Annotated in this window: 22 protein-coding genes and 2 tRNA genes; 12 read left to right on the forward strand and 12 right to left on the reverse strand. The window is 54.1% G+C overall.

Annotated elements, in window-relative coordinates; all coding sequences use genetic code 11:
• Position 1: 1 nt before the first annotated feature.
• The 6 genes from FDW98_RS05255 (at position 2) to ldtA (ending at position 5,751) form a co-directional block, all read left to right on the forward strand.
• Positions 2–817, forward strand: a complete 816-nt coding sequence (locus FDW98_RS05255) for an energy-coupling factor ABC transporter ATP-binding protein (RefSeq protein ID WP_096756669.1) — start codon at positions 2–4, stop codon at positions 815–817.
• Complete coding sequence (locus FDW98_RS05260) at positions 814–2,334, forward strand: cobyric acid synthase (RefSeq protein WP_096756670.1); 1,521 nt, start codon at positions 814–816, stop codon at positions 2,332–2,334. The genes FDW98_RS05255 and FDW98_RS05260 overlap by 4 nt, the downstream gene beginning before the upstream one ends.
• Entirely contained in the window at positions 2,331–2,876 is a 546-nt protein-coding gene (gene cobU, locus FDW98_RS05265) for a bifunctional adenosylcobinamide kinase/adenosylcobinamide-phosphate guanylyltransferase (RefSeq protein WP_096756671.1), read from the forward strand. The genes FDW98_RS05260 and cobU overlap by 4 nt, the downstream gene beginning before the upstream one ends.
• On the forward strand, positions 2,873–3,616 hold the full coding sequence (gene cobS, locus FDW98_RS05270; protein ID WP_096756672.1) for an adenosylcobinamide-GDP ribazoletransferase: 744 nt from the start codon (positions 2,873–2,875) through the stop codon (positions 3,614–3,616). The genes cobU and cobS overlap by 4 nt, the downstream gene beginning before the upstream one ends.
• 25 nt (positions 3,617–3,641) lie before the next feature.
• Positions 3,642–4,706, forward strand: a complete 1,065-nt coding sequence (gene cobT, locus FDW98_RS05275; RefSeq protein WP_096756673.1) for a nicotinate-nucleotide--dimethylbenzimidazole phosphoribosyltransferase — start codon at positions 3,642–3,644, stop codon at positions 4,704–4,706.
• A gap of 118 nt (positions 4,707–4,824) precedes the next feature.
• The gene (ldtA, locus tag FDW98_RS05280; RefSeq protein ID WP_096759375.1) at positions 4,825–5,751 is read left to right on the forward strand and encodes a L,D-transpeptidase; all 927 of its coding nucleotides are present in this window, start codon (positions 4,825–4,827) and stop codon (positions 5,749–5,751) included.
• A 30-nt stretch (positions 5,752–5,781) separates the two neighbouring features.
• Here the strand turns inward: ldtA and FDW98_RS05285 are convergent, their stop codons facing one another.
• The 5 genes from FDW98_RS05285 to FDW98_RS05305 form a co-directional block, all read right to left on the reverse strand.
• A complete protein-coding gene (locus FDW98_RS05285; protein WP_096756674.1) occupies positions 5,782–6,456 on the reverse strand; it encodes an ABC transporter ATP-binding protein in 675 nt (224 codons plus the stop codon).
• 10 nt (positions 6,457–6,466) lie between these two features.
• The gene (locus FDW98_RS05290) at positions 6,467–8,155 is read right to left on the reverse strand and encodes an iron ABC transporter permease (RefSeq protein WP_096756675.1); all 1,689 of its coding nucleotides are present in this window, start codon (positions 8,153–8,155) and stop codon (positions 6,467–6,469) included.
• Positions 8,139–9,176, reverse strand: coding sequence for an extracellular solute-binding protein (locus tag FDW98_RS05295; RefSeq protein ID WP_096756676.1), 1,038 nt, complete (start codon positions 9,174–9,176; stop codon positions 8,139–8,141). Before FDW98_RS05295 ends, FDW98_RS05290 begins: the two co-directional genes overlap by 17 nt.
• Positions 9,177–9,397: 221 nt before the next feature.
• Positions 9,398–10,465, reverse strand: coding sequence for a TRAP transporter substrate-binding protein DctP (gene dctP, locus FDW98_RS05300; protein ID WP_096756677.1), 1,068 nt, complete (start codon positions 10,463–10,465; stop codon positions 9,398–9,400).
• A 52-nt stretch (positions 10,466–10,517) separates the two neighbouring features.
• Positions 10,518–11,108, reverse strand: a complete 591-nt coding sequence (locus FDW98_RS05305; RefSeq protein WP_096756678.1) for a nuclear transport factor 2 family protein — start codon at positions 11,106–11,108, stop codon at positions 10,518–10,520.
• Between the two features lie 109 nt (positions 11,109–11,217).
• Between FDW98_RS05305 and FDW98_RS05310 the strand changes: the two genes are divergently transcribed.
• Positions 11,218–12,105 (forward strand): LysR substrate-binding domain-containing protein, encoded by an 888-nt coding sequence (locus FDW98_RS05310; protein WP_096756679.1) that lies wholly within the window; start codon positions 11,218–11,220, stop codon positions 12,103–12,105.
• 43 nt (positions 12,106–12,148) lie between these two features.
• Here the strand turns inward: FDW98_RS05310 and FDW98_RS05315 are convergent.
• From FDW98_RS05315 to FDW98_RS23780, 3 genes are all read right to left on the reverse strand, one after another.
• Positions 12,149–12,224: transfer RNA gene (locus tag FDW98_RS05315), tRNA-Asn, on the reverse strand.
• A 99-nt stretch (positions 12,225–12,323) separates the two neighbouring features.
• Positions 12,324–13,811, reverse strand: a complete 1,488-nt coding sequence (locus tag FDW98_RS05320) for an EmmdR/YeeO family multidrug/toxin efflux MATE transporter (protein ID WP_137398749.1) — start codon at positions 13,809–13,811, stop codon at positions 12,324–12,326.
• A gap of 19 nt (positions 13,812–13,830) precedes the next feature.
• Complete coding sequence (locus tag FDW98_RS23780) at positions 13,831–13,965, reverse strand: DUF5951 family protein (RefSeq protein ID WP_226794618.1); 135 nt, start codon at positions 13,963–13,965, stop codon at positions 13,831–13,833.
• 6 nt (positions 13,966–13,971) lie between these two features.
• Here FDW98_RS23780 and FDW98_RS05325 point away from each other — a divergent pair.
• A tRNA-Asn gene (locus FDW98_RS05325) sits at positions 13,972–14,047 on the forward strand.
• Between the two features lie 316 nt (positions 14,048–14,363).
• On the opposite strand, the gene purT is transcribed toward FDW98_RS05325, so the two are convergent.
• Positions 14,364–15,542, reverse strand: a complete 1,179-nt coding sequence (gene purT, locus FDW98_RS05330) for a formate-dependent phosphoribosylglycinamide formyltransferase (protein WP_096756681.1) — start codon at positions 15,540–15,542, stop codon at positions 14,364–14,366.
• A 131-nt stretch (positions 15,543–15,673) separates the two neighbouring features.
• On the opposite strand from purT, the gene yebG reads away from it, so the two are divergent.
• The 4 genes from yebG to ptrB all read left to right on the forward strand — a co-directional run bounded on the left by yebG (position 15,674) and on the right by ptrB (position 19,337).
• The gene (yebG, locus tag FDW98_RS05335) at positions 15,674–15,964 is read left to right on the forward strand and encodes a DNA damage-inducible protein YebG (RefSeq protein ID WP_096756682.1); all 291 of its coding nucleotides are present in this window, start codon (positions 15,674–15,676) and stop codon (positions 15,962–15,964) included.
• Positions 15,965–16,083: 119 nt separating this feature from the next.
• The gene (gene yebF, locus FDW98_RS05340) at positions 16,084–16,437 is read left to right on the forward strand and encodes a protein YebF (protein WP_096756683.1); all 354 of its coding nucleotides are present in this window, start codon (positions 16,084–16,086) and stop codon (positions 16,435–16,437) included.
• A gap of 93 nt (positions 16,438–16,530) precedes the next feature.
• The gene (locus tag FDW98_RS05345) at positions 16,531–17,190 is read left to right on the forward strand and encodes a tellurite resistance TerB family protein (RefSeq protein ID WP_096756684.1); all 660 of its coding nucleotides are present in this window, start codon (positions 16,531–16,533) and stop codon (positions 17,188–17,190) included.
• An 86-nt stretch (positions 17,191–17,276) separates the two neighbouring features.
• Positions 17,277–19,337 (forward strand): oligopeptidase B, encoded by a 2,061-nt coding sequence (gene ptrB, locus FDW98_RS05350; protein ID WP_096756685.1) that lies wholly within the window; start codon positions 17,277–17,279, stop codon positions 19,335–19,337.
• Here ptrB and exoX read toward each other — a convergent pair.
• The 3 genes from exoX to FDW98_RS05365 form a co-directional block, all read right to left on the reverse strand.
• A complete protein-coding gene (exoX, locus tag FDW98_RS05355; protein ID WP_096756686.1) occupies positions 19,334–19,996 on the reverse strand; it encodes an exodeoxyribonuclease X in 663 nt (220 codons plus the stop codon). The genes ptrB and exoX overlap by 4 nt on opposite strands.
• 23 nt (positions 19,997–20,019) lie before the next feature.
• The gene (locus FDW98_RS05360) at positions 20,020–20,676 is read right to left on the reverse strand and encodes a carbon-nitrogen hydrolase family protein (protein WP_096756687.1); all 657 of its coding nucleotides are present in this window, start codon (positions 20,674–20,676) and stop codon (positions 20,020–20,022) included.
• 106 nt (positions 20,677–20,782) lie between these two features.
• Complete coding sequence (locus tag FDW98_RS05365; RefSeq protein WP_096756688.1) at positions 20,783–21,007, reverse strand: DNA polymerase III subunit theta; 225 nt, start codon at positions 21,005–21,007, stop codon at positions 20,783–20,785.
• Positions 21,008–21,033: the final 26 nt, after the last annotated feature.

Below are 21,033 nucleotides of genomic sequence, written 5' to 3' on the forward strand. Positions count from 1 at the left end.
TATGCTTGCCACCTCAGCGCTTTGGTTTCGCTATCAGGATGACCCGGTCCTCAAAGGGCTCACGCTGGATTTTTCCGCGCAGGCCGTCACTGGACTGGTGGGGGCCAATGGGTGCGGAAAATCCACGCTGTTTATGAACCTGAGTGGCTTGTTGCGTCCACAGCAGGGGGCGGTGATGTGGCAAGGAAAACCGCTGGATTACAGCAAGCGAGGCCTGCTGGCACTGCGTCAGCAGGTGGCGACCGTATTTCAGGACCCCGATCAGCAAATCTTTTATACCGATATCGACAGCGACATCGCCTTTAGCCTGCGCAATATTGGCGTGGATGAAAAAGAAATTGCTCGCCGGGTGGAAGATGCCCTGACGCTGGTGGATGCACAACATTTTCGTCATCAGCCCATTCAATGCCTAAGCCACGGACAAAAAAAACGCGTGGCGATCGCTGGCGCGTTGGTACTGCAGGCGCAGTATCTGCTGCTGGATGAACCGACTGCGGGCCTTGACCCCTCGGGCCGTACGCAAATGATTGAGATTATTAAACGGATCGTGGCGCAGGGAAATCATGTGGTTATTTCCAGCCATGATATCGATCTTATCTATGAAGTGAGCGACGCGGTTTACGTTTTGCGCCGGGGAGAAGTGCTGACGCACGGCACTCCCGGTGAGGTATTCGCGCGCACGGACCTTATTGAACAAGCAGGATTAACTCAGCCCTGGCTGGTGAAGTTGCACACGGAGCTAGGCTTCCCATTGTGTAAAACAGAGGCTGAATTTTATCGTTGTATGCGAGAGAACGCACTGAAGGAGGCGTCATGACGCAGGCAATAATGTTGCAGGGAACGGCATCTGATGTAGGTAAAAGCGTATTAGTCGCCGGGCTGTGTCGTATTTTTTATCAGGATGGACGACGTACTGCGCCGTTCAAATCGCAGAACATGGCGCTGAACTCGGGTATTACGCCTGAGGGGAAAGAGATGGGGCGCGCGCAAATTTTCCAGGCTGAAGCGGCAGGGATCACCCCAGATGTACGTATGAATCCGGTGCTATTGAAACCGACCAGCGACCGCAAAGCGCAGGTGGTATTGATGGGCAAAGTGGTGACCGATATGGATGCGGTAAGCTACCACGAGTACAAACCGCGTCTGCGCGAGCAGATCATTTCGGTTTATAACAGCCTGGCGCAGGAATTTGACGTTATTGTGCTGGAAGGGGCGGGAAGCCCGGCTGAAATTAACCTGCGCGATCGCGATATCGTCAATATGGGGATGGCGGAGATGGCGCAGTGCCCGGTTGTGCTGGTGGCGGATATCGATCGCGGCGGCGTGTTTGCCTCGATTTATGGCACGCTGGCGCTGCTGCATGATCATGAACGCGCGCGCGTAAAAGGCGTGATTATCAATAAATTTCGTGGCGATGTGGCGCTGCTCTATTCCGGTATTGAACAAATTGAAGCGCTGACCGGCGTTCCCGTACTCGGCGTGATGCCGTGGCTGGATGTTGATCTCGAAGATGAAGATGGCGTCGCGCTGCAAAAAGGGAAATATTTACGCACCGACAAACGCGATATCGAGATTGCTGTGGTGCAACTGCCGCATATTTCCAACTTTACGGATTTTAATGCGCTGGCCGCCCAGCCGGACGTTCGGGTGCGCTATGTTCGGCACCCGGAAGAGCTGGCAGGCGTCGATCTGGTGATTTTGCCAGGCAGTAAAAATACGCTCGGCGATTTAGTCTGGCTGCGCGAAAGCGGTCTTGCGCACAGCGTGTTGCAGCTACACCGTCAGAATGTGCCGGTGGTGGGGATTTGCGGTGGCTATCAAATGCTCGGCGAGACCATTATTGATGACGTGGAGTCGGGCCTGGGAACGCTGCCGGGTCTTGGCCTGCTCGATACCGTCACCCATTTTGCGCAACACAAAACCACGACCCTGGTTGAAGGACAAATGTCGGCCACATTGCCGGACTGGCTGGCAGACGCCTCAGGGTTAGCTGTTCGCGGCTATGAAATTCATATGGGTGAAACGGTGTTATCCGGGGAGTGTCAGTCGGTGATGACGCTGCAAAAAGAGGGCGGTAACGTCGCTGATGGCGCGGTGACTCACGACGGTCTGGCGTTCGGCACCTATCTCCACGGCCTGTTTGATAGCGATGAATTTACGCGCGCGCTGGTGAATGGCCTGCGGGTGCGCAAAGGGTTAGCACCACTGGATTCAACCTTCCATTACGCGCAATATAAATCACAGCAGTTTGATCTGCTGGCGGATGCGATGCGGCAACACATCGATATTGAGAAAATTTATACCATCATGCAGCAACACCGGGAGCCAGTATGATGATTCTGGTTACCGGTGGTGCCCGTAGCGGCAAGAGCCGTCACGCAGAGGCACTGATCGCGGACTCCCCAAACGTGCTGTACATCGCGACGTCGCAGATATTCGACGAGGAGATGGCGGCGCGAATTCAACACCATCGCGATGGACGCCCTGCGCACTGGCGTACAGCCGAGCGCTGGCAACATCTTGATGCGCTGATTACGGCTGAGAACGATCCGCACGAGGCGATTTTACTGGAATGCATTACCACGATGGTGACGAACCAACTGTTTGCGTTAGGCGGCGACAGTTCACCGGATGGCTGGGACTACGCCGCGATGGAACGGTCCATTGAGGATGAGATCCGTGTTCTGATCGACGCTTGTCAGCGTTGCCCGGCAAAAGTCGTGCTGGTGACTAATGAAGTGGGGATGGGGATTGTTCCGGAAAATCGTCTGGCGCGGCATTTTCGCGATATTGCTGGACGGGTAAACCAGCGTCTGGCGGCAGCGTCAGATGAGGTCTGGCTGGTGGTATCTGGAATTGGAGTCAAAATTAAATGAGTAAGTTGTTTTGGGCAATGCTCTCTTTTATCAGTCGCTTGCCCGTTCCTGCGCGCTGGTCGCAAGGACTGGAGTTCGAACAGTACTCGCGCGGCATCGTCATCTTCCCGCTGATTGGCGTGGTGCTGGGAGGGGTGACGGGACTGGTCTTCATGGCGCTGCAAGCCTGGTGCGATATCCCGCTGGCAGCGCTGTTTAGCGTGCTGACGTTGGCGCTGCTGACCGGCGGTTTTCATCTTGACGGTCTGGCGGATACCTGTGATGGCGTGTTTTCTGCTCGTCGGCGCGAGCGGATGCTGGAAATAATGCGCGACAGCCGCCTGGGGACCCACGGCGGACTGGCGCTGATCTTTGTTCTGCTGGCTAAAGTGCTGGTGGTGAGCGAACTGGCTCTACGCGGAACGCCAATGCTGGCTGCACTGACTGCAGCCTGTGTGGCAGGGCGTGGAACCGCCGTTCTGCTGATGTACCGGCATCGTTATGCCCGCGAAGAAGGGCTGGGAAATGTCTTTATAGGCAAAGTAACCGGACGACAAACCTGCGTTACGTTGGGGCTTGCGGCGATCCTTGCTGCTGTACTGCTTCCCGGCATGCGTGGAGTGGCGGCGCTGGTCGTCACGATGGTGGCAATTTTCATTCTTGGGCAATTATTAAAACGCACGTTAGGTGGGCAGACCGGCGATACGCTTGGCGCGGCCATCGAACTTGGCGAGTTGATCTTCTTACTGGCTCTGCTTTGAGCCAGTCAACACATTGAGAACCCTTATGCAGACTTTATCCGCTTTACTCCACGCGATCCCTTCTCCCGACAGTGCTGCAATGTTACGCGCACAGCAGCATATTGATGGCTTACTTAAACCGCCGGGCAGCCTGGGACGTCTTGAGTCTCTGGCCGTGCAACTCGCCGGTATGCCAGGCCTGAAGGGCGTGCCGCGCGTGGGGGGGAAAGCGATGCTGGTGATGTGCGCCGATCACGGCGTCTGGGATGAAGGTGTGGCCGTTTCGCCGAAAGTGGTTACGGCGATTCAGGCAGCAAATATGACGCGTGGCACGACCGGCGTTTGCGTACTGGCTACCCAGGTTGGCGCAAAGGTTCATGTGATTGATGTGGGGATTGACGCTGACCCTATTCCTGGCGTGGTGAATATGCGCGTTGCGCGTGGCTGCGGCAATATTGCTGAAGGCCCGGCAATGCACCGTTCTCAGGCCGAGGAACTGTTGCTGGAAGTGATGCGCTATACCCGTGAACTGGCGAATGAGGGCGTCACACTGTTTGGCGTCGGCGAGTTAGGCATGGCCAATACCACGCCTGCGGCGGCGATTGTTAGTGTACTGACCGGCAGTGATGCTGAGGCGGTGGTGGGGATTGGCGCTAACCTGCCACTCTCGCGGGTGGGCAATAAGGTGGATGTGGTGCGTAGGGCGATCGCCGTTAATCAGCCCGATCCCACTGATGGTATAGATGTGCTGGCCAAAGTCGGTGGCTTTGATCTTGTGGGGATGACGGGTGTGATGCTGGGGGCTGCCTCTTGCGGTCTGCCGGTGTTGCTGGACGGGTTCCTTTCTTATTCCGCTGCGCTGGCAGCCTGTCAGATTGCGCCAGAGATTAAGCCGTACCTGATCCCTTCACATTTTTCCGCCGAAAAAGGTGCCCGTACCGCCCTGGCGCATCTGGAACTGGAGCCGTATCTCAACATGGGCATGCGTTTAGGTGAAGGCAGCGGTGCCGCGCTGGCGATGCCGATCGTTGAGGCCGCCTGCGCCATGTACAACAATATGGGGCATTTAGCCGCCAGCAATATTGTGCTTCCGGACGGTAAGGAAGCCTAGTCAAGCTGCACCCCGCTCAACGGCGGGGTTCTTGTTGGTAGGGTACGTCGTAATCCCGTTAACCCGATAAAAAAGCTATAATTAACGGATATCTGCTGCGGCGAAGGAAAGGACAATGATGCGTCGTGTAAAACTGTTGTGTTCACTTATCATACTGCTTGCCGGCCAGGGAGCTCAGGCGGTGAGCTATCCGTTGCCGCCAGAGGGCAGCCGCCTGGTCGGCAGTCCGCTGACTATTACGGTGCCGCCAGCCAATACGCAACCGCTGGAAGCATTTGCGGCGCAGTACGGGCAGGGGCTGAGCAATATGATGGAAGCCAATCCGGGGGTGGATGTCTATTTGCCGAAGTCGGGCTCTACGTTGGTGGTGCCACAGCAGGTTATTTTGCCGGATACCGTGCGTGAGGGCATTGTTATAAACGTCGCTGAAATGCGTCTTTACTATTACCCCAAAGACAGCAATACAGTTGAAATCTTACCCATCGGTATCGGTCAGGCGGGGAGAGAAACGCCGCGCAACTGGGTGACGACGGTACAGCGCAAGCAGGAAGCACCGAGCTGGACGCCAACGGCAAATACCCGCCGGGAATACGCCGCGCGTGGCGAAAGCTTACCGGCGTTTGTTCCGGCCGGGCCGGAAAATCCGATGGGGTTGTACGCCATTTATATTGGCAAGCTGTACGCTATTCACGGCACCAATGCTAATTTCGGAATTGGGCTGCGGGTCAGCCAGGGCTGTATTCGCCTGCGCAATGACGATATTAAATACCTGTTTGATACCGTGCCGGTGGGAACGCGGGTTCAACTTATCGACCGGCCTGTTAAATACAGCACTGAGCCAGACGGTAGCCGCTGGGTTGAAGTTCATGAACCGTTGTCACGCAACCGCAGCGAATATGAGTCGGATAAAAAGATCCCACTGCCGGTGACTCCGGCATTACGCAGTTTTGTGAGCGGAGAGGGAGTGGACGTCGGTCGTGCCAATGCGACGCTGGAACGCCGCTCCGGGATGCCGGTAAATATCAGCCAGGCGCAGAGATTCTAATCATTACCCCGCGCGGTCTGTACGTTACCCTCAGGCCGCGTGCTTCGTCTGAAACTGTCCCTTTTTCACAAAACCAATATGGTCTGCCATCAGCTGTGCTTCATGCTCGCTGTGGGTGACCAGCAGCGCCGTTTGTCCGGCGGCGCGCAAAATATCCCGTACCTCGCCACCCAGACGCTCGCGGGTGCTTTTATCCAGACTGGAAAACGGTTCATCCAGCAGCAGAATATCCGGATGTGGTGCCAGGGCGCGGGCCAGGGCGATACGCTGCTGCTGCCCGCCAGAAAGCTCATGAGGGTAATGGTCGGCGTGACTGTGTAATTCCACCATTTTTAACAGCTCGGTGACTCTGGCCTGTTGCGCTTCTCGTGGCAGGCGGCGCAAACCAAAGGCCACGTTTTGTTGGGCTGTCAGATGTGGGAATAACGCGTATTCCTGAAACACCATGCCAACATGCCGTTTTTCCGGCGGCAGATGCACGCCGGGGCCAGCAACACGCCGCTGTGAAACATAAATCTCTCCGCGTTGCAGCCGTTCAAATCCGGCGATTGCGCGCAAAACCGTGGTTTTTCCACAGCCTGATGCACCCAGCAGGCAGGCGATTTCGCCTTTGCGCACCGACATTGAAAAGCCGGTCAGCACCGATTGCTGGCTGTTGCCGTAGGCCACGTGTACATCCTCGAGTCGTAATGCGATTTCTGACATTGTTGCTCTCTTAAACACGGCGCGTCATTTGATGACGAACCAGCAAAATAACCGGTAGTGTGCCGGCTAAAACAATCATTAGCGCAGCAATTGCCCCTTCTTCATAGGTTCCTCGCGCCGCTTCGGCATACAGCAGCGTGGCCAGCGTTTCGAAGTTTACCGGGCGCAGTAGCAGGGTCGTGGGCAACTCTTTCATGGCGTCGGCGAAGACCAGCAATGCACTGCTCACTAAAGCCGGGCGCAACAGCGGGAAATGCACGCGGGCAAATGTTCCGGCACCATTTTCGCCCAACAAACGTGAGGCTTGCTCAAGGGAAGGAGGAATACGGCCCAGCCCGGAATCCAGCGCGCCAATGGCAATGGCCTGAAAACGCATGGCACAACAAATGATCAGCAAGATACCGGCAGACATCAGCGGTAAACCGCGTATGTCGAGCAGATCGGCCAGCCAGCGGTCAACCGCCATCGCCGGAGGCAGAAAACCAATCGCCAGAATCGTACCAGGCACGGCGTAACCTAACGAGGCCAGACGCATCACACCGCGACGAAAGCCGGGCATGGCGTTGTCTGCGGCACTGTGACGGGCGCTCCACGCCACCAGCATACTGACGCAAATCACCACCAGCGTGGTGCCAGCCGCCAGCGATAGCGTGTTTTGTAATGCAGCAAGTAACGACGCGGACAGCGGATTCTCACCACCTAACCGTTTGGCGCTCTCCCACATCAAAAACAATACCGGGGCCAGGAAGCCCAGTACCACCGGGAGCGAAATCACGGCGCCGAGCAGCCAACCGCGCCAGCCGTGCACGCGTGTGGGTTGAATTTCGCGCAGGCTGCGGCTGCTGAACCCTTGCTTTCTGCGACCGTAAAACTCCAGCGTCAGAATAAAGAAGATAAACATCAGCATCATGCAGGCGATTTGCGCCGCAGCGGATAAATCAGAGCGCGAGATCCACGTGGTGTACACGGTGACGGTTAAGGTTTGTACCCCAAGGAATTCCGACGCGCCGATGTCGTTGAGTGTTTCCAGTAGCGCCAGGCTGATCCCGACCGCCAGCGCCGGACGGGCCATAGGCAGGGCGACGCGAAAGAAGGTTCCGCTGGCGCTGCAACCCAGCGTACGTGCGGCTTCAAGCAAATGCGCAGGCTGGCTGATAAACGTGGCGCGGGTGGTTAAATAAACATACGGGTACAGCACTAAACCGAGCAGCAGAATCGCACCGGAAAGGGAACGTAAGTCGGGCAAACGGAACTGTCGTGGGCTGTCGAAACCGAGTAAAAAGCGGATAAAGGTTTGCAGTGGGCCGATGGGATGCAGTAAATCGAGCCAGGCAAAGGCCACGATATAGGTCGGCATTGCCAGCGGCAACAGCAGCGCCCAGCTCAGGATCTTACGCCCGGGAAAGTCCCATGCCGTAACCGCCCACGCGCTGCCAACGCCAATTACGCCGACCATTACCGCGACGCCCGCCAGCAGCAGCGCAGTGTTTTTTAACGCGGAGGGCAACACCCAGGTGATGAGATTATCCCAGTGGGACAAATCAGCCTGGGTGGCCTGCCAGATGAGCGCCACAATCGGAGTCAGGACGCCAAGCGCAACGCACAGCGCGCCAAGATGTAACGGCGTTAATAATGACTGCGGCCCGGAAACCAGGCCGCGTAACGTCGGTAGCAATAGTGGTTTATTGATCGAATCCAACTTTATCTACCAGCAGACTAGCTTGTTTACGGTACTTCACGATTTCGGTTAACGGGATCTTGTCGACGTCGATTTCACCGATAGTGGCGCTGATAACCGGGTCGAGCGTGACGCCTTTGAGTACCGGGTATTCAAAGTTCGCTTTCGCGTACTGCTGCTGGGCAGGTGCAGAAACCAGATATTCCATCAGCTTAACGGCGTCGGCTTTGTTTGGTGCGTAACGGGCTACAGCGGCACCGCTGATATTGACGTGAGTGCCGCCTTTCTCAAATGTCGGTTTAACCACTTTAATGGCATCGCCCCACTGGCGTGCATCGCTGCCTTCTTTGGCATTTTTCATATGGCCGACGTAATAGGAGTTGGCGAGGCCAATATCACAAATTCCACCGAGGATATCGCGGGCAACGTCACGATCGCCGCCGGTTGCTTTACGTGCCAGGTTCGCTTTCACGCCGAGCAACCACTCTTCCGTTTTGGCCTCACCGTGGTGGGCAATCATGGCGGCAATCAATGCGGTGTTATACGGATGTTGCCCGGAACGGATACACACTTTGCCTTTGTACTCAGGGCTTGCGAGCTGCTCATAATGCCAGTTATCGATAGGCATCGATTTCTCAGCGTAGAGCACGCGTGCGCGCATGGAAAGCGCAAACCACTGGTTATCTGCACCGCGCAGGTTAGCCGGAATGGCGGTTTTCAGCGCATCGGACTCGACCGGTTGCGTTACGCCCGCTTCGACTAAATCGATGAGGTTACCGGCATCAACGGTCATTAACAGGTCGGCAGGGGAGTTCTTCCCTTCCGCTTTAACACGTTCAAGCATGCCATCCTTGATATACACCGTGCTCACTTTTATACCGCTGGTTTTTGTCCAGCTATCGAGCAGGGGTTGGATCAGGCCTGGTTCACGGGTGGTATAAAGCGTTAACGTATCCTGTGCGAAAGCCGGCAGGCTGACGGAGAGGACCAGGGCAGATGCAAGCGTGATACGGCGCAGTCCGGTGCGAGGCAGAGCATTCATCGTTTATATCCCAGAGTAATTGGAACGTACAGTGACCCGAGCAGGCGCTCGTTCTTTTGGCCCGCGTACAATAAATGATAATCACTAGCACTTACAATAATGGCAAAGTTTAAACGATTTACATTTACATAACTTTAAACAACGGTGTGATGTGGGGTTTACTCGGCGAAAAGTGGCGGGTAGAGAGAGGGTGAGACTCCCTGCCACTAGTTCATGGATAACTACCGTTTTACGCGCGCTTTTTGTGACAGGGTTTCATCCATAATGGCGCTAACTTGTTTCATCACCGTGCCTGCGTTTTTGACGCCTTTCGCTTCCTGCTCGTGGACCCACTTGGTTTGCGCAGCCCGGTAATGGGTGGCGGTGTTCCACTGCGCGACCTCCTGCGATTGCAGAACGCGTACCGTGGCCCCGGCCTGGCGTAAATCGTCTATCTGGGTGTTAAAACACCGGTCCATGACTGAACCCAGAGATTGATACGCCGTTTCAGCCGCACGCTGAATGGCGATCCGATCTTCATGAGAAAGCGCGTTCCAGGTTTTTTTGTTCATCGTCAGAATATAGAGATGCCCCAGCCACAGATTTTTGGCGAGAAGCACATTGGGTGCGAACTGATACGCTTTAAGATCGTAACCGCTGTCCACGTTCAGCATCATGCCATCGATTGCCCCCGTTTTTAGCGCGTTATAGGTCTTTTCACCCCAGGGCATGGTCACCGGTTTAGCCCCAGCGTTTTGCAGAAAATCACGGTGCCAGAAGCTGGCAGAGCGCCATGTGCCGCCTTTGATATCGCTCAACGTCGCTATGGGCTTAGCGCTGAAAAAGGCCAGTGGATAGCCAGTGGCAAGGAAAATACTCACCACATTATTTTTCTCAAGCTCAGCCGGGAATGCCGGGATGTCAGCGTAGACGTGGCGGAAGAAGGCCACTTGTTGTTCACAGGCCGGTCCGACGGGAAAGCTTTTAAATATCTGATTCAGGGGCAGCGCGTCGGCGGTGTATTCAGGTACGACAGTCGCCATATCCACCTTTCGTTCGTTGCCGACGTTGCGTAACGCATCGTAGCTGTTACTGAGCTCACCGCTCCAGTGCGCCTCTATTTTCAACCGTCCGTTTGACTCTTTCTCAATGGCGGGGAAGAGCACGTCGTTAAGAAAGCGAGTGCGCATCCCACCCAGCGGTTCATGATCACTGTATGTCAGGATTTGTGTAGCCGAAACCGTGGTCGGTAGCAGCAGGGCGACGAACAGCATTGCCAGATATTTTCCGTATATTTTGTTGGGGCGCATACATTTCCTTTGCGTTGCTGAGATGAAAAAGGGTCAATGGCGGATGAAATTGTCAGGCCATCTGCCCGGCTAACCAGTGCGTACCACTTGCTTTCATTTGTTGTTCCAGATCGCTGCCACGTGTGGCAAAGACGCGCTGAACCGGAAAACCACTTTTTTCCAGCAGATAAGCCAGCGCGGCGTATTCACGCGGATATTTCTCTGCCGCACTTTGGTCAATCGCGACCATGCCGAGCGGAAAGGTAAAGCTGGCCATATCGTAAATACTCTGGCGATGGAACAGCTTCCAGACGCCGTCACGTTTTTCTGCCATGTCATAGAAACGGTTATGACCAATGCAGCCCAGATTCAGCTTAACGTGCTCAGCGATAATCATGGCGTTGGTTTCGACAATAGCCCTCGTCGCGTTGGCATTGAAGGTCACTACCGGCGTGCCAATCAGATGCTTGGTGCGCACATCTGACGCTCCCATCCGCATTGAGCCCTCAACGAAATCGCTGGCGAGGCCCTCAAACCACGTGATTTCAATGGTGCCGTCCGGGTGAAAAAGGTTGCGCAGCTGCTCCCATTCCCCCAGATCGCGGTGCATCCAGCCCGTGAGAAGATCGGTGATTTGCTGACGGTCGTCCAAATAATTTTGCATAACATGTACTCCGGTACGGGATTGGGTTTCAGTTTCATCCCCAATGGAGATAAACTCAAATAGATAGATATGACTGATCAATCATTTTATTTGATGACGGAGTAACGATATGGATCTGCGCCACCTGCGCTATTTTCTGGCTGTTGCCGAAGAAGGCCATTTTGGTCGCGCGGCTCAACGCCTGCATATCGTCCAACCTGCGCTGAGTATGCAAATCAAGGCCCTGGAAGAAGAACTCGGTGGTCCGCTGTTTGTACGCACCAGCCGCAAAGTGGAGTTAACGGACGCCGGGCGGCTACTACAGGTCGAGGCGCAGCGCACGCTGGAGCAAGCGGATCACGCCCGACTGACCGTTCAGCGCTCAATACGCGGTGAAACGGGCCATGTACGCGTGGGGTTTGCCGGTAATGCCGTCTTTAGCGGCAAGCTTACCAACGATCTACGTGCTTTTCGCCGAACCTACCCTGATGCCGAACTGGTTGTGAATGAAGTCGCACCGTTGCTGCAAGCCGAGGCTATCCTGACGGGACAGCTCGATGTGGGTTATACCCCCGATCACCACAAAATCCATGATGCCGCGCTAATGGCTGAACAGATCGGTGTCTGGCACCGGCAAGTGGCGATGGCTGACGACCACCCGTTGGCCGCACGGGCGTCGCTGACAATCGATATGCTCGCCGAGCAGCCACTCATTTTTTATGACGCGCATGGGGCTGATGAGTCGCTTTACACCGCACTTACTGAAACTATGGGCCATGCTCCGCGTATCGCCCATTGCACCGCAAGTACCCTAAGCGTGCTTGCACTCGCCGCCGCCGGCCAGGGGCTGGCGCTGGCGCCCGATCCTCTGCAGCATGTGAATATTCCTGGATTGGTATACCGCCCACTGGATGCGCCGGAACTGTCGGCGAATCTGATGCTCATCAGCAGGCAACAAGAGAATAAGGGGGCCGTACAGGCTTTTCTGCAGATAGCGCGTGAAAATGCGGGAGTATAAAAGCAAAAAGCCCGCTTAGTTTCCTAAGCAGGCTTCTTAAATATGGCTCCTCTGACTGGACTCGAACCAGTGACATACGGATTAACAGTCCGCCGTTCTACCGACTGAACTACAGAGGAATCGTGTGAACGGGGCGAATATTAGCGATGCCAGTCAGCGTTGTCAAAGCCTGAATGGAGAAATGCGATCGTTTGCTGAATATTTCTTCATTTCGTTGCTTATTCAGACGCAACGGGTTGTTTTATAGACTTTTCCCGTTCCGGACGTGGGTACTTCCATAACCATCGCCCGGTGATCATGCGCCAGTAAAACAGCGCAGCACGCACTGCCCAGTCGAAGAACATCCCCATCCAAACCCCGACGACACCCCAATCTAAGACGATCCCGAGGGTATAACCTGCCACCACGCGACAACCCCACATGCCCAGCATGGAAACCCACATCGCAAAACGGACATCGCGTGCCCCCTTAAACCCGGAAGGAAGAACCCATGATGCCGCCCATATCGGCATAAATGCCGCGTTGAGCCAAATCAGAACAACTATGACCTCTTTTACATCCTGATCGCGGGTATAGAACGAGGCCATTAATCCGGCAAAGGGAGCTGATAACCAGGCTATGGCGGTTAAACCAATTGTGGATAGCCAGAATACATGCCGCAACTGAATCTCAGCCTGGGCAATCTGTCCATTTCCCAGACGCCGCCCGGTAATAATGGTGGAGGCAGACCCCAGAGCATTGCCGGGCAGGTTAATCAGTGCTGCGATAGAGAAGGCGATAAAGTTACCGGCAATGACGCTGGTTCCCATCCCTGAGACAAACATCTGAGTGAGCAGCTTACCGCCGTTAAACAGTACTGATTCGATACTCGCAGGAATACCAATCCCCATCACCTCCCAGATAATGGCAAAATTCAACGGCTTAAAATAGCTCTTCAGGGGAATCCGCAGCGCTGGGTTAAAACCAATCATCAATACCCAGATAATGGCGACAGCGCCGATGTAACGAGAAATCGTCAACCCCAGCCCAGCGCCTTCAAACCCCAGCCCTTGCCAGGAAAAAATACCGTAGATCAGGATACTACTGATGATGATGTTCAGTATGTTCATACCGCCGTTAATCAGCAGCGGTATTTTGGTGTTTCCAGCACCGCGTAGCGCCCCACTGCCGATCAACGCAATGGCTGCCGCAGGATAACTGAGCACCGTCAGTTCAAGATACGTTAGCGCCAGCGCTTTAACCTCAGGTGTCGCTTCTCCGGCAACGACATTAATGATCTGTTCCCCAAAATAATGAATGATCGCGGCCAGCACGACGGCAAAAATTGTCATGATCACCAGCGACTGTCTGGCAGCGGCTCGGGCTCGACGACGATCGCGTTTTCCCAGACTAAAGGCCACGACAACCGTGGTGCCAAGATCGATGGCGGCAAAAAATGCCATGATGACCATATTGAAACTGTCGGCGAGGCCGACGCCTGCCATCGCTTCTTTGCCCAGCCAGCTTACCAGGAAGGTACTCAGTACCCCCATTAAGAGCACGCAGGTATTTTCCAGAAAAATAGGTACGGCAAGCGGGGTGATTTCGCGCCAGAATAGAACTTTATAACTCTTGCGTTTGGCGTACCAGGGCGTGCGGGAAACGACCTGGCGTAAGGCAGCGGAGACGTTCAAAGTGGACCTTAATGAAGAAAGTTGAAACCTCATTTCAAATGATGAGGGAGAATCAAAAAAGCTGCAAAGTTTTTTCCATATAAAATGTCTGTAAATGCAACAAACTGTCGAGAGAAGCACCAATTGATACGCATTGAAGGAAATGGGGTTTGACAAAAAATTTTTCGCCGCTAAGATAGGCCTCCAAACCGATTCCTCTGTAGTTCAGTCGGTAGAACGGCGGACTGTTAATCCGTATGTCACTGGTTCGAGTCCAGTCAGAGGAGCCATATTTAAGAAGCCTGCTTAGGAAACTAAGCAGGCTTTTTGCTTTTAGCGCAGTACAGCCATTTTAGTCGGGATAGTAAGTCAGGCGGCGGTTTCACCTATCGAAAATTGTTTATCCTAAACGTTTTGCTGTGCGCAGGGTCCGAGCCTTTTTGGAGAGAATACGGTCAACTAACGTCAGTTTCGTTTCCAGGGAATATTGTGATTTAGCCAAAAAAAACTGCACCTTATTCAGCTGGATAACCAATCTTGGGGTGCAGTCCACTACGCTTTTCGGGTCGACGGAATACCTTAAAACGGGCCAGATGGCCCGATATTTTATCCTGCGACGTTCACCTGCGCGGCAGCATTCTTCGCCCGTTCAACCGCCTCGTCAACGCTTTCAGCTGTTGCCAGCACAACGCCTAAACGACGTGAGCCATCAATTTCCGGCTTACCGAACAGACGAAGCTGCAAACCTGCACCAACGGCACTTTCAACGTGATTAAACGTCACATTCTGACTGGTGAGTTGTGGCAGGATAACGGCTGATGCGGACGGACCATATTGGCGGATTGCGCCGATGGGTAATCCGAGGAACGCGCGGACGTGCAGCGCAAACTCGGACAGATCCTGCGAAATTAAGGTCACCATGCCGGTGTCGTGTGGGCGAGGGGAGACTTCGCTGAAAATTACCTCATCACCGCAAACAAATAGCTCTACGCCAAACAATCCGTGACCGCCCAACGCCAGCACGACCTTGCGGGCAATTTCCTGCGCGCGTTTCAGCGCCAGTTCACTCATCTGCTGCGGCTGCCAGGATTCGCGGTAATCGCCATCTTCCTGGCGATGGCCTACTGGCGCGCAGAAGTGCACACCGTCCACGGCACTGACGGTGAGTAGGGTGATTTCAAAATCAAAATTCACCACCCCTTCCACGATTACACGTCCCGCACCGGCTCGGCCGCCTTGCTGGGCATACTCCCAGGCTTCGGTAAGCTGCTCAGCGGAGCGAATAAAGCTCTGACCTTTGCCGGAAGAACTCATTACCGGTTTCACGATACATGGAAAGCCGATTTCAGCCACCGCATCACGAAAGCGGGCTTCGCTATCGGCGAAGCGGAAAGAGGATGTGGGTAATAACAGCTCTTCAGCAGCCAGACGACGAATGCCTTCACGGTTCATGGTCAACTGTGTGGCGCGCGCGCAAGGCACGACGTTCATACCTTCCTGTTCCAGTTTTACCAGCATATCCGTCGCAATAGCTTCAATTTCTGGCACGATATAATGGGGTTTTTCGCGCTCGACAACCTCGCGCAATGCCTCGCCATCCAGCATATTAATCACGTACGCGCGGTGGGCTACGTGCATCGCTGGCGCGTCGGGGTAACGATCCACGGCGATGACTTCTACACCCAGGCGTTGGCATTCAATCGCCACTTCTTTACCCAGTTCCCCTGAACCTAATAACATCACTCGCGTTGCTGCCGGACGCAGCGCTGTGCCTAATAACGTCATAAATTAATCCCCTGTTTTATCTGGGTGCAGTATATACGAAAACGTTTGCGTCTGTCTTTATTACCAGGTTGATTTTGCGGCTGAAAAAGAATATACTGTACATAATTACAGGTAATTTAAGAGGCTGCAAAATGGCGGTTGAAGTTAAATACGTAGTCATTCGGGAAGGTGAGGAAAAAATGTCGTTTACCAGCAAAAAGGAAGCCGATGCGTATGACAAAATGCTGGATACAGCAGACCTGCTAGACACCTGGCTGGAGCAGTCGCCGGTCGCGCTGGAAGATGAACAGCGTGAAGCGCTTTCTCTGTGGCTGTCCGAGCAAAAAGACGTGCTAAGTGCGATCCTGAAAAACGGCAAACTGCCGTCGCCTCAGGCAGTAGAAAACACGGCGTCCGACGGAGATGACACACAAGCAGCCTGATCCGACTTGCGCTCCCGGCGTTTTGTACCATGCTTTTCCCTGAATCATTGTGCTGTACCCAACTGATTTCGCGTTGCATTTCTGCGGCCTGAAGGACGAAGGGGATAAAGGAGAAAAGAATGAATAAAAGAAAAACGCTGTTAAGCCTGCTGCTGTTATCCGCCAGCGTGTCGACCTTTGCTGCAAATACGGAAAGTAAGACCGTTCAGTTTCCCAAGTGTGAGGGACTGAACGCCGACGGTATTGCTGCGAGCGTGAAACGTGATTATCAGCAAAATCGTATTGTGCGCTGGGCTGACGATCAGAAAAAACTGGGACAACTCGATCCCGTTGCCTGGGTTAATCCACAGGACATTGTCGGCAAAGACGGGCAGTGGACGGTACCACTTACCGTGCGCGGCAAGAGTGCGGATATTCGCTATCAGGTGAAGGTTGATTGCAAAACGGGCAGCGCAGAGTATCTGGCGCAGTAACCTGGTATTTGCGCATCTTTTGCTACAATAGACACTTCCTGACATCCCCTCGGGTACGCTGTGATAATTAATCGTCAGTACTTGAGGGGTAAAATGGCTAACTGGCTGAATCAACTGCAATCTCTTCTTGGGCAAAAAGGATCTTCCGCGTCTTCTTCGGGCGATCAGGGACTGAGCAAATTGCTGGTTCCCGGCGCATTAGGCGGACTGGCGGGGTTACTGGTAGCCAATAAATCCTCGCGCAAATTGTTGACAAAGTACGGCACCAGTGCGCTGCTCGTCGGTGGCGGCGCGGTGGCTGGCAGCGTGCTATGGAACAAATACAAAGATAAAGTCCGCACGGCGCATCAGGATGAGCCGCAGTTTGGCGTGCAAAGTACGCCGGTGGATGAGCGGACTGAACGCCTGATCCTCGCGCTGGTTTTTGCGGCAAAAAGCGATGGTCATATCGATGCAAAAGAGCGTGCGGCCATCGATCAGCAGCTGCGTGAAGCGGGAGTTGAAGACCAGGGGCGCATCCTGATTGAACGCGCCATTGAGCAACCGCTGGATCCTCAGCGTCTGGCACAGGGGATCCGCAACGAAGAAGAGGCGCTGGAAATCTACTTCCTCAGCTGTGCGGCGATTGATATCGACCACTTTATGGAGCGCAGCTATCTGAACGCGCTGGGCGATGCGTTAAAGATCCCACAGGATGTTCGAGAAGGTATTGAGCAAGATCTTAAGCAACAAAAACAGGCATTGCCGGGCTAAATAGTTACGGCGCAGGAGCATATTTCGCTTGCATCATTGCTGACTTTTGCCACCCTTATAGGATGATTAAGCAAAAGAACAGTGACATGCTACCGAACGCTCCTCGTATTCCACACGCCATGACGCAACATGGCGACACCCGCGTCGATAATTATTACTGGTTGCGAGATGACACCCGCTCGCAGCCAGAGGTCCTCGATTACCTGCAGCAAGAAAATGCTTATGGTCGCCAGGTTATGGCCTCACAGCAGGCATTACAGGATCGCGTGCTGAAAGAAATTATCGACCGTATTCCCCCGCAGGATGTTTCGGCTCCCTACGTGAAAAACGGTTATCGCTACCGGCATATCTATGAGCCCGGTTGTGAGTATGCCATTTACCAGCGTCAGTCTGCGCTCAGCGAAGAGTGGGATGCCTGGGATACGTTGCTGGACGGAAACCAGCGCGCAGCTCACAGCGAGTTTTATACGCTGGGCGGTCTGGCAATCTCCCCGGACAACACCATCATGGCGCTGGCTGAGGATTATCTCTCGCGCCGGCAATATGGTGTGCGTTTTCGCAATCTGCAAAGCGGTAACTGGTATCCTGAGGTCCTCGACAACGTCGAGCCTGAACTCGTCTGGGCCAACGACTCGCAAACTTTCTACTACGTGCGTAAGCATGAAACAACGTTGCTGCCGTATCAGGTCTGGCGACACACCATCGGTTCGCCGTCATCCGAAGACAGGCTGGTGTATGAAGAGGCAGACGATATGTTTTATGTCAGTCTGCACAAAACGACTTCGCAGCATTATGTCGTTATTCATATTGCCAGTGCGACCACCAGTGAGGTTCTGCTGCTTGACGCTGAGCTGGCCGACGCTGAACCGTTGGTTTTTTTACCGCGGCGTAAAGACCATGAGTACAGCCTCGATCACTATCAACACGCGTTTTATCTGCGATCTAACCGACAGGGTAAAAACTTTGGTCTGTACCGTACCCGTGTGCGTGATGAACAGACCTGGGAAGCGTTAATTCCGCCGCGTGAAAACGTTATGCTGGAAGGGTTTACGCTGTTTACCGATTGGCTGGTGGTGGAAGAACGTCAGCAGGGCTTAACCAGCCTGCGGCAGATCAACCGTAAGACGCGTGAAGTGGTTGGGATTGCCTTTGACGACCCGGCTTATGTCACCTGGCTTGCTTATAATCCCGAACCGGAGACGTCGCGGCTGCGCTATGGTTATTCATCCATGACGACACCGGACACGCTATTTGAACTGGATATGGACACCGGAGAGCGACGGGTGCTCAAACAGACGGATGTCCCCGGTTTTGATGCGACAAACTACCGCAGCGAGCATGTGTGGGTAACCGCCCGTGATGGCGTAGAGGTGCCGGTTTCACTGGTTTATCATCAGCGGCATTTCCAAAAAGGGAAAAATCCACTGCTGGTATATGGCTATGGTTCGTATGGTGCCAGCATGGATGCTGATTTCAGCAGCAGCCGTTTGAGCCTGCTGGATCGCGGCTTTGTATATGCTATTGCCCACGTCCGTGGCGGTGGCGAGCTGGGGCAGCAGTGGTACGAAGACGGTAAATTCTTGCAGAAGAAAAATACCTTCAACGATTATCTCGACGTCTGTGACGCGCTGCTCAAACTGGGCTACGGAGCGCCTTCACTCTGCTACGGCATGGGAGGAAGCGCGGGTGGAATGCTGATGGGGGTCGCCATTAACGAACGTCCGGAGTTATTTCACGGCGTGGTTGCCCAAGTGCCGTTTGTTGACGTAGTCACAACGATGCTGGACGAGTCGATCCCGCTCACCACCGGGGAATTTGAAGAGTGGGGCAACCCGCAGGATGTGGAATATTACGCTTACATGAAAAGCTACAGCCCATACGATAACGTCACCACACAGGCTTATCCGCATCTGCTGGTCACCACCGGGCTTCACGACTCCCAGGTGCAATACTGGGAACCGGCAAAGTGGGTAGCGAAACTGAGGGAGCTGAAAACGGACGACAATCTACTGTTGCTGTGTACGGATATGGACTCCGGTCACGGCGGCAAGTCCGGACGTTTTAAATCTTATGAAGGTGTGGCCCTTGAGTTCGCCTTTTTGATTGGCCTGGCGCAGGGGACGTTGCCCGGCAACGCGGCCGTCTAGGCGTTATCCAGATAGTGCTTCAATGTTAACCGCAGTTCCGGGCTCATACTGTCAAGGTTATTAAACAGCCAGCGCAGATAGCCCGGATCGCGTTCTGCCACCTCGGAAACGGGTTTACCGCGGTATTTACCAAAGGTAAATGTGGTTAACAGCGCAGGGCGACCAGTGATCTCGACCATTTGCTCTGCCGACCAGCCTGAGGTGTTCATGATGTCGATCAGCAGTGCCGCGGTAATGTAGCAATCGTATAGCGCACGGTGCTGATGCAAACCAACGGGGGTTTGTACGCTCAGCTTGCGGGAATTATACAGCGCCATGTTGCTGTATTTTATCCCCGGCCACAGGCGGCGGGACAGCTTCATCGTGCAAATCCATTCCCCAGGCATGTCCGGCAATACGCGACGGTCGAAACTGGCGTTGTGCGCGACGTACCACTCGCTACCGTAATAATGATGGATGACGTCTTCAATCCACGGTTTATCCGCCACCATGGCTTCCGTAATCCGATGTATCGCCATTGCCTGCGGGCTGATGGGGCGGTCGGGTCGCACCAGGTGGCTCATCGGATTCACAATTTTGCCATCAACCACATCGACAGATGCGATCTCAACAATGCCTCCCTGCAGACCGCAGGTTTCTGTATCTATTATGCGCAACATGCCATGCTCCTGGCCGAAAACGCCTAGCGTAATGGAATGATATCGCCTTGCCAACCCTGAGAGGTGCGCTTGCCAGTTAAGAGCAGTGAGCCGCTGTCCGCGCGAACAATTAAACGGCCCCGTTCATCCCATAATGCGCTGCTTCCGCGTGCATTGGCCATCAGTACCGCAATGGCGAACTGATGCGAGAAACGTTGCAGGCGAGAGGTTGATGAGAGAAGTTCAGGTTCGCTGACGCACTGGCAGGTGGTAAACAGTGAAAACGCAGGATCAATATCGATGCCTTCTGGCTGGCTGTCGACAACGCTGATGGTATTTCGCTGTCTGGCAATACAAGCCCCATGGCTCTGGTGGAACATTAAGGGGGAGGTCATCCACGGCGAAAAAAGCGCCATACCTTTCACAAAACGTTCGTTATGTTCAACCGGCAACCCCACAATAATGGTCATGCGATACGTCGCCGCGGCGTGGGCGAGGGGCTGCAACAGAGATTCATCGGGTGGGGCTGGCAGCTCATCGCTTTCATCCATACAACCTAATAGAGAAAGGGAGGGGAAAACCAGCAATTCACATTGGCATTTGGCTGCCGCCCTGATGAATTGCAGGTGATGGGCGACGTGTTCAGTTAGTGAGGTTTGAAGCGGTTCATACTGTGCTGCGGCAATTTTCCAGTGTGACATAATGACTTCCTTTTCATAGTGTCTACAATCATCTATAAAGTATAGATTAAGAATATACTTATACTGTAGCAGTCATCATGTAAGGAATCGTAACGTATTATAAGGTTTATTTAACTTTCGGCTCGTAAGGTAAACGTGAGAGGGAAACGGACGCTAAACGATGTGCAATTAACCGTTCACGAAACCAGTCTCGCAAATGTGCGGGTTGCTCGCGCTCGACGACTTCTGCAACGACAGGCATGTTATAGCGTTCCTTAAAGGCGACGCCAGCCGCAGCCAGGTCAACATTGACCTTATCCATTTCAGATTGTTCGAGTTTGGCCAGATTCATGCGTTTCTCCTTATGGGTATTTCGTA

Source organism: Citrobacter sp. wls711 (assembly GCF_005281055.1).
GTDB lineage: Bacteria > Pseudomonadota > Gammaproteobacteria > Enterobacterales > Enterobacteriaceae > Citrobacter > Citrobacter gillenii.

Excerpts from the sequence above, each read along its gene's own strand:
- FDW98_RS05255 (WP_096756669.1), top strand. The coding sequence starts at position 2 with ATGCTTGCCACCTCAGCGCTTTGGTTTCGCTATCAGGATGACCCGGTC.
- FDW98_RS05260 (WP_096756670.1), top strand. The coding sequence starts at position 814 with ATGACGCAGGCAATAATGTTGCAGGGAACGGCATCTGATGTAGGTAAA.
- cobU (WP_096756671.1), top strand. The coding sequence starts at position 2,331 with ATGATGATTCTGGTTACCGGTGGTGCCCGTAGCGGCAAGAGCCGTCAC.
- cobS (WP_096756672.1), top strand. The coding sequence starts at position 2,873 with ATGAGTAAGTTGTTTTGGGCAATGCTCTCTTTTATCAGTCGCTTGCCC.
- cobT (WP_096756673.1), top strand. The coding sequence starts at position 3,642 with ATGCAGACTTTATCCGCTTTACTCCACGCGATCCCTTCTCCCGACAGT.
- ldtA (WP_096759375.1), top strand. The coding sequence starts at position 4,825 with ATGCGTCGTGTAAAACTGTTGTGTTCACTTATCATACTGCTTGCCGGC.
- FDW98_RS05285 (WP_096756674.1), bottom strand. The coding sequence starts at position 6,456 with ATGTCAGAAATCGCATTACGACTCGAGGATGTACACGTGGCCTACGGC.
- FDW98_RS05295 (WP_096756676.1), bottom strand. The coding sequence starts at position 9,176 with ATGAATGCTCTGCCTCGCACCGGACTGCGCCGTATCACGCTTGCATCT.
- dctP (WP_096756677.1), bottom strand. The coding sequence starts at position 10,465 with ATGCGCCCCAACAAAATATACGGAAAATATCTGGCAATGCTGTTCGTC.
- FDW98_RS05305 (WP_096756678.1), bottom strand. The coding sequence starts at position 11,108 with ATGCAAAATTATTTGGACGACCGTCAGCAAATCACCGATCTTCTCACG.
- FDW98_RS05310 (WP_096756679.1), top strand. The coding sequence starts at position 11,218 with ATGGATCTGCGCCACCTGCGCTATTTTCTGGCTGTTGCCGAAGAAGGC.
- FDW98_RS05320 (WP_137398749.1), bottom strand. The coding sequence starts at position 13,811 with ATGAGGTTTCAACTTTCTTCATTAAGGTCCACTTTGAACGTCTCCGCT.
- purT (WP_096756681.1), bottom strand. The coding sequence starts at position 15,542 with ATGACGTTATTAGGCACAGCGCTGCGTCCGGCAGCAACGCGAGTGATG.
- yebG (WP_096756682.1), top strand. The coding sequence starts at position 15,674 with ATGGCGGTTGAAGTTAAATACGTAGTCATTCGGGAAGGTGAGGAAAAA.
- yebF (WP_096756683.1), top strand. The coding sequence starts at position 16,084 with ATGAATAAAAGAAAAACGCTGTTAAGCCTGCTGCTGTTATCCGCCAGC.
- FDW98_RS05345 (WP_096756684.1), top strand. The coding sequence starts at position 16,531 with ATGGCTAACTGGCTGAATCAACTGCAATCTCTTCTTGGGCAAAAAGGA.
- ptrB (WP_096756685.1), top strand. The coding sequence starts at position 17,277 with ATGCTACCGAACGCTCCTCGTATTCCACACGCCATGACGCAACATGGC.
- exoX (WP_096756686.1), bottom strand. The coding sequence starts at position 19,996 with ATGTTGCGCATAATAGATACAGAAACCTGCGGTCTGCAGGGAGGCATT.
- FDW98_RS05360 (WP_096756687.1), bottom strand. The coding sequence starts at position 20,676 with ATGTCACACTGGAAAATTGCCGCAGCACAGTATGAACCGCTTCAAACC.
- FDW98_RS05365 (WP_096756688.1), bottom strand. The coding sequence starts at position 21,007 with ATGAATCTGGCCAAACTCGAACAATCTGAAATGGATAAGGTCAATGTT.